This window comes from Methylocystis parvus (assembly GCF_049675845.1).
In the GTDB taxonomy this organism is placed as follows: Bacteria; Pseudomonadota; Alphaproteobacteria; order Rhizobiales; family Beijerinckiaceae; genus Methylocystis; species Methylocystis parvus_A.
This window is the reverse complement of sequence record NZ_CP187161.1, coordinates 3275199-3288605: the sequence shown is the minus strand read 5'-3', so window position 1 is coordinate 3288605 and position 13407 is coordinate 3275199. Positions and strand designations below refer to the sequence as shown.

Here is a 13407-nt window from a genome sequence, read left to right as displayed (position 1 = left end):
GAGGAGCGACGAAGTCGCGTCTCGAAGGACGAGGCCGCCTCGGAAGTTTTGTCCGCAAATTGAGCGCGCCGCTTATGGCGCGGTTACCGCCCGATCAGCCCGTATTGCGCAGGCCCGCCGAGACGCCGTTGATCGACATCAGAATGCCCTCTCGGATTTCGAGATCGGTCATGCCGGCGCGGTGGCGGCGAATAAGCTCGGCCTGGATGTAGTTCAAGGGCGCGATATAGGGGAAGCGGTGCTTGATCGAGCGCGCCAGCGTCGGATTGTCGGCGAGCCGCTCCTTGGTGCCGAGAATCTTGGTCAGCGCGTCGACCGAGCGCGCATGCTCGGCCTCGATCATCTCGAAAATGCGCTCCGCAAGCGCGCGGTCCTCGACGAGCTCGGCATAATGGCGGGCGATCTCCAGATCGGTCTTCGACAGGATCATGTCGATGTTCGAGAGCAGCGAGCGGAAGAAGGGCCACTCCTTCGCCATGCGCCGCAGCAGTTCGAGCCGCGCCTTCTCGTCCTGCGCAAGGAAGCCCGCGATCGCCGAGCCGAAGCCGTACCAGCCCGGCAGCGCGACGCGCGCCTGCGCCCAGGAGAAGCTCCAGGGGATCGCGCGCAAATCCTCGATCTTTCGCGAGGGTTTGCGCGAAGCGGGACGCGAGCCGATGTTCAGAGTGGCGATCTCCGAAATCGGCGTCGAGGCGAAGAAATAATCGACGAAGCCCTCCGTCTCGTAGACAAGGCCGCGATAGGCGGCCATGCCGGCGCGAGAGAGGCCTTCGGCGACTTCCAGAAATTCATCCGGCGGCGCCTTGTTCTGCGAGAGCAGCGTCGCTTCGAGCGTCGCGGCGACGAGCAGCTCCAGATTGACGTGGCCGATCTGCGGATTGGAATATTTCGCCGCGATCACCTCGCCCTGTTCGGTGAGGCGGATCTGCCCGTTCACCGTGCCGGGCGGCTGGGCGAGAATGGCGTCGTAGCTCGGCCCGCCGCCGCGTCCCACCGTGCCGCCGCGGCCATGGAAGAGGCGCATGGCGATATTGGGCATGGACGAGAAGAAATCGGCGAGCGCCGTCGAGGCGCGGTAAAGCTCCCATATGCTGGTGAGGATGCCGCCGTCCTTGTTGCTGTCGGAATAGCCCAGCATCATGTCCTGCTGCGCGCCGGAACACACGACAAGCCGCTGAATGCCCGGCAGCGCATAAAAGGCGCGCATGATCGGCGCGGCGTTGCGCAGATCGCCGATCGTCTCGAAGAGCGGCACGATGATGAGGTCGGCGGTGACGTTCTCGGCGTCGCGCGGATCGAGCGTGCCGCGCATCAGGCCGCATTCCTTCTGAAGCAGCAGCACTTCCAGAAGGTCGCTCACAGTCTCGGTGTGGCTGATGATGTAATGGCGGATCGCCTCGTCGCCATAGAGACGGCGCATCTCCACCGCGCGCTCGAAAATGGCGAGCTCGCTCATGGCGCGGTCGCTATAGCTCCGGTTCGGAAGGCGCACGGGGCGCGGATCGGAGAGGAGCCGCATCAGAAGCTGCTGCTTCTCCACTTCGGACAAAGCCGTGTAATCCTCCGTGACGCGCGCGGCGGCGAGAAGCTCGGAGAGCGTCTCCTCGTGGCGGTCGGAGCTCTGGCGCAGATCGAGCGTCGCGAGATGAAAGCCGAAGACCTCGACGGCGCGAATGAGCGGTTCGAGACGCTGCGACGCGATGGCGTCGCTGTGATGAATGCGCAGGGATTCGTCGATGGTGACGAGATCGGCGAGGAAGGCCCAGCTATTGGCGTAAGGCTCGCCCGGCGCCACGGCGTGGCGCACCGCCTGCCCGCCGGTGAGCTTTTCGAGCGTGCCGGCGAGGCGCGAATAGACGCCGATCAGCGCGCGGCGGTAAGGCTCGTTGTCGCGGTGCGGATTATTGTCGCCAGAGCGCGCGGCGAGGTCTTCCAGCGCCTTGGTGGCGCCGCCGTAACGGCGCGAGATGGAAAGCTCGGCGCCGAGTTCATGCACCTCGGTCAGATAATAGCGCAGCGCCGTCTCGCACTGCATGCGCATCGCGGTCGAAAGCGACTCGGCCGTGACGTTCGGGTTGCCGTCGCGATCGCCGCCGACCCAGGCGCCCATGCGCAGGAAGGGCGGCACGCGCAGGCCTTCGAGCTTCGCCTCGATCTCGGCGTAGAGCTTCGGAATTTCGCGCAGGAAGGTCGCGCGGTAATAGGAGAGCGAATTCTCGATTTCGTCGCGCACGGTGAGACGCGACTCGCGCAGGAGCTCGGTCTGCCACAATTGCAGCACGCGCGCGCGAAGCTGCGCTTCGTTCTGCGCGCGCTCCGCCTTGCTCTTGGCGTGTTCGCGGGCGGCGAGCAGGTTGAAGATCGCGCGCTCCGTATCGAGCAGGCTCTTGCGGCGCACTTCCGTCGGATGGGCGGTGAGCACCGGCGAAATCCAGCCGCGCGACAGCGCCGCGGCGATCTTGCCGGGGCCGACCGCCGCCTTGCGCAGATGCGCGAAGGAGCGGGTCAGGCTCGGCTCGTCAAGCGTCCCGCCATTGGCCAGCGCCCGCGCGCGCTCTTTCAGCGGGTGCAGGTCTTCCGCGATATTGGCGAGATGGGAGAAATAGCTGAAGGCGCGGATGACCGCCGTGGCCTCCTTGGCCGAAAGCGAGCGCAACAGCGCGTCGAGCTTGGCGGCGGCGTCCTGGTCCTTGTTACGGCTCGCCGCGACGGAGAGGCGTCGGATCGTCTCGATGCGCTCATACGCCTCGGCGCCTTCGTTCTCGCGCACCGCGTCGCCGAGAAGTCGCCCGAGGAGACGGATGTCCTCGTTTAGCGGGAGATCGGCGCGCGTCTCCAGCTCGGCCGAAACCGTGGCCGGCGCTTCCTTAGTCTGTGCGTCGAGCTGCATGATGAATCCTTGAAACGATACGCCCCGCCCCGGGACCGGTTTCAAAGCCTATAGCAGGCTTGGGGCCAGTTTTCGACGCGGCTTCAAAAAAGCTCAGGCGAGCGAGATTCCCGGCGCCGCCGCGAGCGCGCCGGACAGCGCCGCGAAGGCTTTTTCCGCAAGCGCCTCGCCCTCAGCCCGCTTGAACCATTGCGACGGCGCGAAGATCGGGCGTTCGTGAGAGACGCCGACGATCCATTCCGGCGGCGCGCCTGCCGGCGTTTCATCCGCAGCCTCCGCATGGCTCACGAAGACCCAGATCATGCAGGGATCGTTCAGCCAGAAGCCCCAGCCATAATCTTCCTGAGAGGGTTCGCCGCAGGAAAACCCCTCCGCTTCCAGCGCCGCGCGCAGCCACGCAGCCGCTGCAGAGCCCGGCGCGCCGTTGTTGAATTCGAGGTCGCCCTCGGGCGCGGTTGGGAAAAGGTCGGTCTGGAACGCGCGCTGAAGCAAGCCATGCCTCTCAGAAACCGAAGGGATGCCACTCTTCGTTGTAGTATTTCTTGAAATTCGTCGGCGAAAGCTGCTTCCGGCAGGGCTTCGAAAGCTGGCTCATATGGCGCTTGAGGCAGTTCTCCATCTCGAAAACGAAGATCGTATTGCCGCCGCAAAACCGATAGGCGTCCGGCGCGCAGGCTTCCTGCTCTTCCGCCATGTCCTCTGGCGAACTTCCCGCCCAGGTGTTGACGGCAAGGGCCGGCGCGGCCCAGATCAAGGAGGACAAGGTCCCAATGACGGCGATTTTCATCAAAGCGGGCCTCGCGGGCGTTAGGCGCATAAGCTTTCGCCGCTCAAAGTGAGGCGCCGCCAGACATTTGACAAGGCGGCGGCGGCGCCCCCGCCCCTTGTTCGAAATCCCCGCCCCCCTTATAGACCACCGGCGGCCAGAACATCTTCAATAACCCGCGCCAGCGCGGGGCAACCGGTCACGCCATGCTCGATACTGTGGAAATCGCCATCTTCTCCGGCCTCGGAGCTCTCTTCGCCATCGGCCTCATCGTGCTCGCCCGCTGGTCGAAGACGCGGCCGTCGCTGCTCGCGGCCTACGCGCTCATCGCGGTCTGCTTCCTCTATGTCGGCTTCGCGATCCGCGCCGAGCACTCGGAGACCTGGGTCGGCTTCGAGATGACCGCAGTCGCCTTCTTCGGCACGCTCGCCGGCATGTCGATCGTCGGCTCGCCCTGGTTTGTGACCGTCGGCTTCGTCCTCCACGCCGCCTGGACGCTCTACGAGCATTATTTCGGCGCCGGGCGCGATTTCGCGCCGGCGCCCTTCGTGATGGCGACCGCGGGCTTCGATGTCACGGCGGCGCTCTATGTGGCTTACATGACCCTCAGCGGCAAGGCGGACAAGGCCGAGACCGCCGCGCCCGAGCGTAAGCTCGCGGCCCGTTCGCAGAATCGCAAAGGAGCCGCGAAATGAACGCGCCCGCAGACTTCAACATCCGCCATGACTGGACGGTCGACGAGATCGTCGGCATCCACGATCTGCCGCTGCTCGATTTGATCGCGCAGGCCAACGCCGTTCATCGCCGCTATCACGACGTCAACGACGTGCAGAAGGCGGCGCTGCTCTCGATCAAGACCGGCGGCTGCCCGGAAGACTGCTCCTATTGCCCGCAATCGGCGCATCACCGCGAGGTGAAGCTCGACCGCGTCGACCTGCTGTCGACCGAGGACGTGCTCGCCGCGGCGAAGACCGCCAAGGACGCCGGGGCCGACCGTTTCTGCATGGGCGCCGCCTGGCGCTCGGCCCCCAAGGACAAGCGCTTCGACGCCGTCGTGGACATGGTCAAGGGCGTGCGCGAACTGGGCATGGAAGCCTGCGTCACGCTCGGCATGATCGACGAGGGACAAGCCAAGCGCCTCGTCGAGGCGGGGCTCACCGCCTACAACCACAATCTCGACACCGGGCCGGAATTTTACGGCGACATCATCACCACCCGCACTTATCAGGACCGCCTCGACACGCTGAAGGCGGTGCGCGGCGCGGGGCTGGAGATGTGCTGCGGCGGCATCATCGGCATGGGCGAGAGCGTGCGCGACCGCGCCGGCATGTTGCAGGTTCTGGCGGGCTTCGATCCGCATCCCGAAAGCGTGCCGATCAACACGCTCGTCGCCGTCGAGGGCACGCCGCTCGCCCAGCAGCAGAAGGTCGATCCGCTCGACCTCGTGCGCATGATCGCGACCACCCGCATCGTGATGCCGAAGGCCCGCGTGCGTCTCTCCGCCGGGCGTTCGTTCCTGACGCAGGAAGCGCAGATCCTCTGCCTCGTCGCGGGCGCGAATTCGATCTTCTACGGCGAAAAGCTGCTGACGACCGGCAACAACTGCGTCAACGAGGACGACGCCCTGTTCAGCGCCCTCGCGCCGCGCTGAAATCGAGCTTCTTCCCCGCCGGCTCCCGGCGGGGGAACTTGTTGGGATCGAGCCCCGCCGCCTCGGCGGCGTTGAGGACGAGCGGCTCAAGCAGGTCGCGTTCGGCTTCCTCCAGAAAGGCGCCGCCGGTCTCTTCGTCGATGCGCATGAGATCGTCATAGAGTCCGCGCAGGGCCGCGATGATTTTCTCGTCGCCGGCGCCGGGGGGCAGATCCTTCAGCGCTTGAAAATAGGCCCCAATGCGGGCGTCGACCCGATCGGTAGCCGCCTGCGTCGCCCCGGCGACACCGCTGTCGCGGCAGCGCTCCCAATGCGCGGCGATCGAATGCTCCGCGTCTTCTAGAAGGGCGTCCAGCCGCCGGTTACGCGCCGCATCCATTTTTTTCGTCCCTCCGGGCGCCGCTGCGCCTCAGCTCAATTTAAGTTGCAGTTTAGCGTCATCCAGCCGATACGAGGCAAGAAACCTCGGATGCGGCCATGAAACATTCCAAATTCACCCTCGCCGGCGTCATGGGCTGGCCCATCGCCCATTCGCGCAGCCCCAAGATCCACAACCACTGGTTTGCGCAATACGGGATCGAGGGCGCCTATGTGCCGCTGCCGGTCGAGCCCGGCAGGCTGGAGGCCGCCCTGCGGGCCTTGCCGGCGCTGGGTTTCGCCGGCTGCAACCTCACCATCCCCCACAAGGAGAAGGCGCTGAACTTTCTCGACTTCGTCGACCCCGCGGCCGCGCGGATAGGCGCGGTCAATTGCGTCGTGGTCGATGGCGAGGGGAAGCTGAACGGGCGCAATTATGACGGCTACGGCTTCGTCGCCTCGCTGCAAGAGGCGGCCCCGCATTGGGTCGCCGCGCAGGGCCCCTGCGTCGTCATCGGCGCGGGCGGCGGCGCGAGGGCCATCGTCTCCGGCCTCATCGGCGCGGGCGCGCAGGAAATCCGGCTCTTCAACCGCACCCGCGACCGGGCCGACCGGCTCGCGGCCGATTTCGGCGCGCCGGTCGCCGCTTACCCCTGGGAAGACCGCCATGCGGCGCTCGCCGGCGCGGGGCTCCTCGTCAACACGACGAGCCAGGGCATGATCGGGCAGGAGCCGCTCGACCTGTCGCTGGCCGCGCTGCCACCCTCGGCTGTCGTCGCCGACATCGTCTACGCCCCGCTCGAAACGCCTCTGCTCGCCGCCGCCCGCCTCATGGGCGCGACGCCGGTCGACGGGCTCGGCATGCTGCTGCATCAGGCGCGCCCTGCCTTTCGCGACTGGACCGGCGTGATGCCCGACGTGACCCCGGCGCTGCGAGCGCTGATCGCCGCGACTCTCTAAACAAAAAAGCGCCGGCGGCCGCTAAGGGCCGCCGGCGCTTTACCGATTGGAAGCTTGTCGACTCAGGCGGCCTTGCGCACGTCGCAGAGCGGCGCCGCCGTCACGGTCGCCATGTTCTTCGCGACATCCATCAGCTCTTTCGACTGACGGACGAAAGCCTCGAAGCGCTCGCTGGCGAAACGCGACTGGAGATCGACGATCTCCTCGAAAGTCTGCGCCTTCGAGATCTGCTCGGCGAGGGCGAAGAAAGCGGCCGCATGCTCGGACCAGAGGTCGAGAGACTTTTTCGTCCACTCGGACGTATCGAAGGAAAAAGCGGCGGCGAAGCCTTCCGTCGCGGTCTCGACGGCGTCCTCGATCACGGCGAGCGGCGCCGACACGATGTCGACGATCTCCGCAGCCGGCTCCGGCGCAGCGGCCTCGCTTGCGAGGACCGGCTCGGCAGTCGCCTCGTCGCCGGCGGGCGCGCCGACGAACGTCGTTTCGATCGGCGCCGCGTCAGGGGTCCCCTGTCCGGCGTCGACGGAATTGCTTTGGCTAACACCCTTGCTGTTCTTCGCCATGCGGCCGCTCCTTCAAAGGATTGCGAAAGGTCCGATCGTCAGAAGTCAGGACTTGAGGGTCGTGGACCGCTGGATCGCGGCGCCGAGCTCCTTGGCCTGCTCCTGGACGGCGGCGAGCTGCGACTTCACATACTCGGCCTGAAGCTGGAAAACTTCCTGCGGGTCCTTCGCCTTGACGATTTTCTGGGCAAGGTCGAACGCCGCGTTGACATTGGCTTCGGCGAAGGAAAACGCCTTCGAGCCGACATCCTTCGCGCCCGGCGGGACGATCGGCAGGTCGGTGGTGGAGGTCAGCGCCTTCTGCGCGGCGCCCGCGAAACCTTCGAAAGCCTTGCGCGCCTGCTCGACGCTCTTTTCCGCGAAATCGCGGACTTCGTTCGGCACTTGATAAATCGGATCGACCATGGACTATCTCCTGTTCAAAACGCCGTCGCGAAAAGAGTTTTCGCCCCAAGATTGACCGGACGATGACGCGGCGACGCCGCCTTCCGGCGAGACCGGCAGGCGGACGGACTGTGCCCCAGGCCTTGCTGCGTTGCAACAGATTTATTGTGCGGTGCGTCAATCCTTCACACTTTCGTACAAAAAGCGCTGAAAACAGGGCGTCACGGATAGACCGGCCGGCGCGATACGATTAAGTTTGCGTTAACGCCCCACCCTGGGCGCTAGCCATAACCGCCCGCGCGGCCGTCCATGGCGAGCGCTGGGGTCGCGGGCGAGTGTCTCCGTCGCAAAGGCGGCCAGCGTCATGAGCGGGTTCAAGGCAGAGATCGAAGGGGGCGAGAACGCCGCCAGCCGCATCGCGGCCGATCCCGCTTTTGCGGCCCTCGACGCCTCGGGCGCGCCGATCGTGGCGGCCTGCGGCGACCCTCTGAAGATCGTCTATCTCAACGCCGCCGCCCGCGCGGTCTTCGGCGCGGACGCCGAGACGCTCGCCGCAAGGCTCTTCTTCAGCCAGGAACCCGGCGCGAAGCGGCTGTCCGAGCTGGTCGAATCCGTCCGCCACGGCGCGGCGCTGCGGCTCGAGCGGCTGCGCTTCGAGCTGGCCGACGCGCCGCAGACCATCACGATACTCTGCCGCAAGCTGATCGAGGACGACGCGCCCGCCTGTTTCGTCATCGCGGCGCTCGGCGTTCGGCCGGCGACGCCGGAAGAAACGTTGAAGTTCGAAAAGTCCGACATTGGCGCGGAACGGGTCGTGTCGCTGACGGAAGCCCCGGCGCTCTCCTCGCCCGCCGATCCCCTCGCCGCGGCGGCCGCGCTGCGCGCCCGGCTCATCGAGCGCCACGGCTCCCGCGCCCCCCGTTTCCTCTGGAAGACCGACGCCGCCGGCCGTTTCGTCGACGTGACCCGCGTGCTCGCCGACATAGCGGGCGACGCGCACGCGGACATTCTGGGCCGCGACGTCGCGTCGGTCGTTTCGGAACTCGGCCTCGCCCCGGCCTTCGCCCAGGCCGTCGCCGCTCAGAAAAGCTGGAGCGGCGTCGAGGTCGCCTGGCCGCTCGACGCAGCCGCCGCCCGCGCGCCCGTGACGCTCGGCGCCCTGCCGACCATGGACGCCGACCGGCGCTTCGCCGGCTTCCAGGGATATGGCGTGATCCATCTCGACCGCGCTTTCATTGCGGAGACGCCGGCCCCAGTTCCGGAAACCCCGGCGGCGCCCGAGCGCTATGCTTGCGATAATGTCGTGCCATTGCGCCCCATCGCCGCGCAGCGGGACGCGGAGACGGCCGCCGAGCCCGCCTCGGAAGAACTCACCTCGACGGAACGGCTGAACTTCGAAGAAATCGCCCGCGCCCTGCGCGCCGGCGAAATCGTCGAGAATGAAATCCTTGGTCCCGCCGCCGAAGCGCCGCCCCCCGAGGCGCCCGCGCTGGCAGAGATCGCCCCGCCGCCTGTCGCCGCCTCGCTCGACGACATCGCCGCGCAACTTAGCGACCTGGCGCAGCCGGTCGCAGCGTGCGAACCGCCCGCCCCCGCGCCTCCGGGCCCGGTTCGCGCCGCCGGCGTTCTAGATTGCCTGCCCGTGGGCGTCCTCATCGCGCGCGGGGCGCAGACGCTTTTCGCCAATCGCACGCTGCTCGATTATCTCGGCTACGCCGATCTCGCGGCCTTTGAGCAGGATGGCGGTCTCGCCCGCATGTTCTTCGGTCGTCCGCCCGCCGATTCCGGCGCCCGCGCGGCGGCGGTGCAATCGAGCGTCGGCGAGGCGCTCGACGTCGACGTTCATCTGCAGACGGTCGATTGGGAGGGCGCCCCGGCGACTTTGGTGACGTTGCGCCGCAACCAGCGCCGCCTGCCCGGCCCCGAGGAAAGCGCGCTGGCCCTCGCCCGCGAACGTGACGAAAAACTCGCACGCACCCGCGCCGACAACAGCCTGCTTCGCGCCATTCTGGAGACGAGCGGCGTCGCCGTCGCCGTGCTCGACGACGATCGGCGCATCGAGAGCGCGACGGGCGCCTTCGCGGCCATGTTCGACGCGGAAAAGGGCGCATTTGACGGACTGGCGTTCTCGTCGCTCTTCGCGCTGGAAGAGGAGCGCAGCTTCGCCGCCCGTCTCGCGCGCGCCGCCGAGACCGGCGAGGCGCTGCGGCTGAGCGCGCGCGTCGGCGGCAAGGCCTATGAGGCGACTCTGCGTCGCCTCGGCCCCGCGCAAAAACTCTGCGTCACGCTGCGCGCGCCCGGCGCCGAGGAGGGCCATGACGAACTCGCCGCCGCGCGCGACGCGGCCGAGCAGGCCAACGCGGCGAAGTCCGATTTCCTCGCCCGCATCAGCCACGAAATCCGCACGCCGCTCAACGCCATTATCGGCTTTGCGGAAGTGATGATGGAGGAGCGCTTCGGCCCCATCGGCTCCGAGCGCTACAAGGAATATCTGAAGGACGTGCACGCTTCCGGCGCGCATGTCCTCTCGCTCGTCAACGATCTGCTCGATCTCTCCAAGATCGAAGCGGGCAAGATGGAGCTGGCTTTCGATCGCGTCGACGCCAACTCCGTGATCGGCGAATGCGCGTCGATCATGCAGTCGCAAGCCAATCAGGCGAAGATCGTGATGCGCCTCGCGCTCGCCGACCGCCTGCCGCCGATCCGCGCCGATCAGCGCTCGCTCAAGCAGATCTTGCTCAATCTCCTGTCCAACGCCATGAAGTTCAACGAGCCCGGCGGACAGGTGATCGTCTCCTCCGCGCTCACCGATTCGGGCTATGTCGTGATTCGCGTGAAGGACACCGGCATCGGCATGTCGGAGGATGAAGTCGCCACGGCGCTCGAGCCCTTCAAGCAGGTCGCCACCTCCCCCGTGCGCGGCACGGGGTTAGGATTGCCGCTCACCAAGGCGCTGATCGAAGCCAACCATGCGAGCTTCTCGATCAAGAGCCGCAAGAAGGAAGGCACGCTGATCGAGATCGCCTTCCCCCCGCCGCAGGTGCTGGCGGCGGAGTGAAATGCCCACGCTGCTCGTCTCCCCGCGCGCGATGGGGTGAGGAGTGGGGAAGCGACTACGGAGCATCGCCTCTGCGAGGAGCGAATCGGCTGAGCAATCTAGGGCCGCCGTGCCACGCTAGAGCGCGGCTGCCCAGTACAAGTTGCAGCACGATCTACAATAGCTAACGCAAGTGAGTACATCAAATTTGAGGCTGCGCGCTCATATTCAAGGTAATACCTCAGATCTTCAATGAATACCTTTTTCCCGTGCGCAATATCATTCCGACGAGCTACAAGGGTTTTTATTTTTGCCTCATCCAAAATAATTGAATAGGAGCCAAGCTCAAGCCTATCAAGGATGGACCTTAAGAGAGTAGGCCATAGATTAGAGTTTGTTTCAATGCCGATTTTTGGCGGAGCAGAGACTCGAATTTTCGGAATATCGTTTGCATAGAATGCGTATATTCCATCAGAGCTTAAACTTCTCGCCTTTTTTATTTCCTTCTCGATCATGAACACAAACATACGATCTGAGAAACCGACGCAGTCCTGCATAGCACTTGATAAAAACTCTATGTAACCTTCCAAGCAGTATTTACAAAAGCCCTCGTAGTGAGCGTAAATCAACGCCCACGCAGCTCTGTACATTGCCTTTCTTTTAATTTCATTCTCACCGAGAGTTGCAAGGATTTCCCGGTAAACAGCAAGCTCTGCATGTCGCCAGTCGAGATCGGCCTCGATCGAAGCCTCCAACTTCGAGATCAGCTCTTTAGTCATCGCTACAGTAGCCTACTAAAGACAATCCGCAACAAGAGCGATCCGCTTTTTTAATTTCTCAATCGCATTCGCGCCCGGGCCAGTTACACTCCGGAAAGCAGTTGATTCAAAAACATCGGCGATCTTCTTCTTTAAGCTCTCAGCTGGCGTTCGCTTTACGGCGCTCATTTTCTTTAGAATGCCGCCGATTACAGCTTCAAAATAAGCAGGCGCTAATCGCCCCTGAGCGATACCCTCTTTGTGCCGTGCAAACGCATCCGAGCCAAGTTTCTCGTTGATAACCTTGAACGTCTCCCGCGCCGCGACCTGTTTGATCACACCAATGAAGCTTCGCCGCGAACAGCGGATGCGGTTCGAACGGGCGCGACTTCAGCTCGGGGTGATATTGCACGCCGATGAACCAGGGATGATCGGGGATTTCGACCGTCTCGGGCAGGAGGCCGTCCGGCGACGTCCCCGCAACGCGCAAGCCCGCTTTCTCGAGATCGGCGCGATACCGCATATTGACCTCGTAGCGGTGGCGGTGGCGCTCGGAAATTTCCGTCGAGCCGTAAATCTCGCGATGCGCGAGCCTTCCGCCAGCGCCGGATAAGCGCCGAGCCGCATCGTGCCGCCCATCCCCTCGCCCGCCCTGGCGACGCTGCTCGAGCTCGTTGCCGCGCAGCCATTCCGTCATCAGACCGACAACCGGCTCTCTCGCAGGGCCGAATTCGGTGGAGTTCGCGTCCTCGATGCCAGCGAGCGCGCGCGCCGCTTCGATCACCGCCATCTGCATGCCGAAGCAGATGCCGAAATACGGAACCTGCGCTCGCGCGCGAAGCGCGCCGCCAGGATCTTGCCCTCGGCGCCGCGCTGGCCGAAGCCGCCGGGCACCAGAATGCCGTGACATGTTCAAGATGCGCGGCCGGGTCTTCGCCTCTCGAAGATCTCGACTCGATCCACTCGAGATTGACCTTCACGCGATTGGCGATGCCGCCATGCGCCAGGGCCTCGATGAGGCTCTTATAGGCGTCCTTCATTCTCGGTGTATTTGCCGACGATGGCGATCGTGACCTCGCCTTCGGGATTGAGGATGCGCTGCGTCACCGCGTTCCAGCGGCTCATGTCGGGCTTCGGCGCGCCGGCTCGATGCCGAAGGCCGCCAGCACCTGCGCGTCGAGGCCCGCGCGTGATAGGCGCGCGGCACGTCGTAGATGTACGCGGCGTCGCGCGCCTCGATCACGGCTGCTCGCGCACGTTGCAGAACAGCGCGAGCTTGCGCGCTCCTCGCGCGGGATCTCGCGATCCGAGCGGCAGAGCAGAATGTCGGGCTGGATGCCGATCGAGCGCAGCTCCTTCACCGAATGCTGCGTCGGCTTCGTCTTCAGCTCGCCGGCGCTCGGAATGTACGGCATCAGCGTCAGATGGATGTAGACGGAAGCGCCGCGTGGCAGCTCGTTTTGAGCTGGCGGATCGCCTCGAAGAACGGCAGGCCCTCGATGTCGCCGACCGTGCCGCCGATCTCGATCAGCGCGAAATCGACATTGTCGTTCCCTCGAGCACGAAGTCCTTGATCGCATTGGTGACGTGCGGAATGACCTGGATCGTCGCGCCGAGATAGTCGCCGCGCCGCTCTTTTGCGTTGATGATGTCCTGATAGATGCGCCCGGTCGTCACGTTGTCCTGCCGGTCGCGGGACGCCGGTGAAGCGCTCGTAATGCCCAAGGTCGAGGTCCGTCTCGGCGCCGTCGTCCGTAACGAAGACCTCGCCGTGCTGATAGGGGCTCATCGTCCCGGATCGACGTTGAGATAGGGGTCGAGCTTGCGGAGCCGAACGGTGAATAGCCGCGCGCCTGCAGAAGCGCGCCGAGAGCCGCGGACGCGAGACCTTTGCCGAGAGAGGAGACCACGCCGCCGGTGATGAAGATGTAGCGCGCCATGGGGCTTAACGCCTAACGCCTTTCGCTGGATTTGGGTAGCACATAATTACGCCGGGGAAGCGATCTTCCCCAGCGTAATTTGATGGCTTGCGGATGAAGGG

General features: G+C 65.0%; 13 protein-coding genes and 1 pseudogene. 4 read left to right on the top strand and 10 right to left on the bottom strand.

Annotation, left to right across the window (positions count from 1 at the left end; all coding sequences use genetic code 11):
* Positions 1 to 94: 94 nt before the first annotated feature.
* From ppc to ACPFMJ_RS17050, 3 genes are all read right to left on the bottom strand, one after another.
* The gene (gene ppc / locus ACPFMJ_RS17060; RefSeq protein WP_424361124.1) at positions 95 to 2890 is read right to left on the bottom strand and encodes a phosphoenolpyruvate carboxylase; all 2796 of its coding nucleotides are present in this window, start codon (positions 2888 to 2890) and stop codon (positions 95 to 97) included.
* 93 nt (positions 2891 to 2983) lie between these two features.
* Complete coding sequence (locus ACPFMJ_RS17055) at positions 2984 to 3382, bottom strand: hypothetical protein (RefSeq protein ID WP_424361123.1); 399 nt, start codon at positions 3380 to 3382, stop codon at positions 2984 to 2986.
* A 10-nt stretch (positions 3383 to 3392) separates the two neighbouring features.
* Positions 3393 to 3677, bottom strand: a complete 285-nt coding sequence (locus tag ACPFMJ_RS17050) for a hypothetical protein (RefSeq protein WP_424361122.1) — start codon at positions 3675 to 3677, stop codon at positions 3393 to 3395.
* 185 nt (positions 3678 to 3862) lie between these two features.
* On the opposite strand from ACPFMJ_RS17050, the gene ACPFMJ_RS17045 reads away from it, so the two are divergent.
* Together ACPFMJ_RS17045 and bioB are read left to right on the top strand one after the other, a co-directional pair.
* Positions 3863 to 4351 carry a PTS sugar transporter subunit IIA gene (locus tag ACPFMJ_RS17045; RefSeq protein ID WP_424361121.1) on the top strand — a complete coding sequence of 163 codons (489 nt, stop codon included), beginning with the start codon at positions 3863 to 3865 and terminating at the stop codon, positions 4349 to 4351.
* On the top strand, positions 4348 to 5307 hold the full coding sequence (gene bioB, locus ACPFMJ_RS17040) for a biotin synthase BioB (protein ID WP_424361120.1): 960 nt from the start codon (positions 4348 to 4350) through the stop codon (positions 5305 to 5307). Before ACPFMJ_RS17045 ends, bioB begins: the two co-directional genes overlap by 4 nt.
* Here the strand turns inward: bioB and ACPFMJ_RS17035 are convergent.
* Positions 5285 to 5686: a hypothetical protein gene (locus ACPFMJ_RS17035; RefSeq protein ID WP_424361119.1), complete on the bottom strand. Its 402-nt coding sequence runs from the start codon at positions 5684 to 5686 to the stop codon at positions 5285 to 5287. The two genes, bioB and ACPFMJ_RS17035, sit on opposite strands and share 23 nt — an antisense overlap.
* Positions 5687 to 5784: 98 nt before the next feature.
* Between ACPFMJ_RS17035 and ACPFMJ_RS17030 the strand changes: the two genes are divergently transcribed.
* On the top strand, positions 5785 to 6624 hold the full coding sequence (locus ACPFMJ_RS17030) for a shikimate dehydrogenase (RefSeq protein ID WP_424361118.1): 840 nt from the start codon (positions 5785 to 5787) through the stop codon (positions 6622 to 6624).
* Between the two features lie 62 nt (positions 6625 to 6686).
* On the opposite strand, the gene ACPFMJ_RS17025 is transcribed toward ACPFMJ_RS17030, so the two are convergent.
* Together ACPFMJ_RS17025 and ACPFMJ_RS17020 are read right to left on the bottom strand one after the other, a co-directional pair.
* Positions 6687 to 7187, bottom strand: a complete 501-nt coding sequence (locus tag ACPFMJ_RS17025) for a phasin family protein (RefSeq protein ID WP_424361117.1) — start codon at positions 7185 to 7187, stop codon at positions 6687 to 6689.
* 45 nt (positions 7188 to 7232) lie between these two features.
* Positions 7233 to 7592: a phasin gene (locus tag ACPFMJ_RS17020; RefSeq protein WP_424361116.1), complete on the bottom strand. Its 360-nt coding sequence runs from the start codon at positions 7590 to 7592 to the stop codon at positions 7233 to 7235.
* Between the two features lie 343 nt (positions 7593 to 7935).
* Here ACPFMJ_RS17020 and ACPFMJ_RS17015 point away from each other — a divergent pair, with 343 nt between their 5' ends.
* On the top strand, positions 7936 to 10629 hold the full coding sequence (locus ACPFMJ_RS17015; RefSeq protein WP_424361115.1) for an ATP-binding protein: 2694 nt from the start codon (positions 7936 to 7938) through the stop codon (positions 10627 to 10629).
* A gap of 98 nt (positions 10630 to 10727) precedes the next feature.
* On the opposite strand, the gene ACPFMJ_RS17010 is transcribed toward ACPFMJ_RS17015, so the two are convergent.
* From ACPFMJ_RS17010 to ACPFMJ_RS16995, 4 genes and pseudogenes are all read right to left on the bottom strand, one after another.
* Positions 10728 to 11387, bottom strand: coding sequence for an MAE_28990/MAE_18760 family HEPN-like nuclease (locus tag ACPFMJ_RS17010; protein WP_424361114.1), 660 nt, complete (start codon positions 11385 to 11387; stop codon positions 10728 to 10730).
* Between the two features lie 196 nt (positions 11388 to 11583).
* Positions 11584 to 12156, bottom strand: a complete 573-nt coding sequence (locus tag ACPFMJ_RS17005) for a glutamine amidotransferase-related protein (protein ID WP_424361113.1) — start codon at positions 12154 to 12156, stop codon at positions 11584 to 11586.
* 331 nt (positions 12157 to 12487) lie between these two features.
* Positions 12488 to 13155, bottom strand: a pseudogene (locus ACPFMJ_RS17000) (hypothetical protein).
* Positions 13040 to 13306: a hypothetical protein gene (locus ACPFMJ_RS16995; protein WP_424361112.1), complete on the bottom strand. Its 267-nt coding sequence runs from the start codon at positions 13304 to 13306 to the stop codon at positions 13040 to 13042. Before ACPFMJ_RS16995 ends, ACPFMJ_RS17000 begins: the two are co-directional and overlap by 116 nt.
* Positions 13307 to 13407 lie beyond the last annotated feature (101 nt).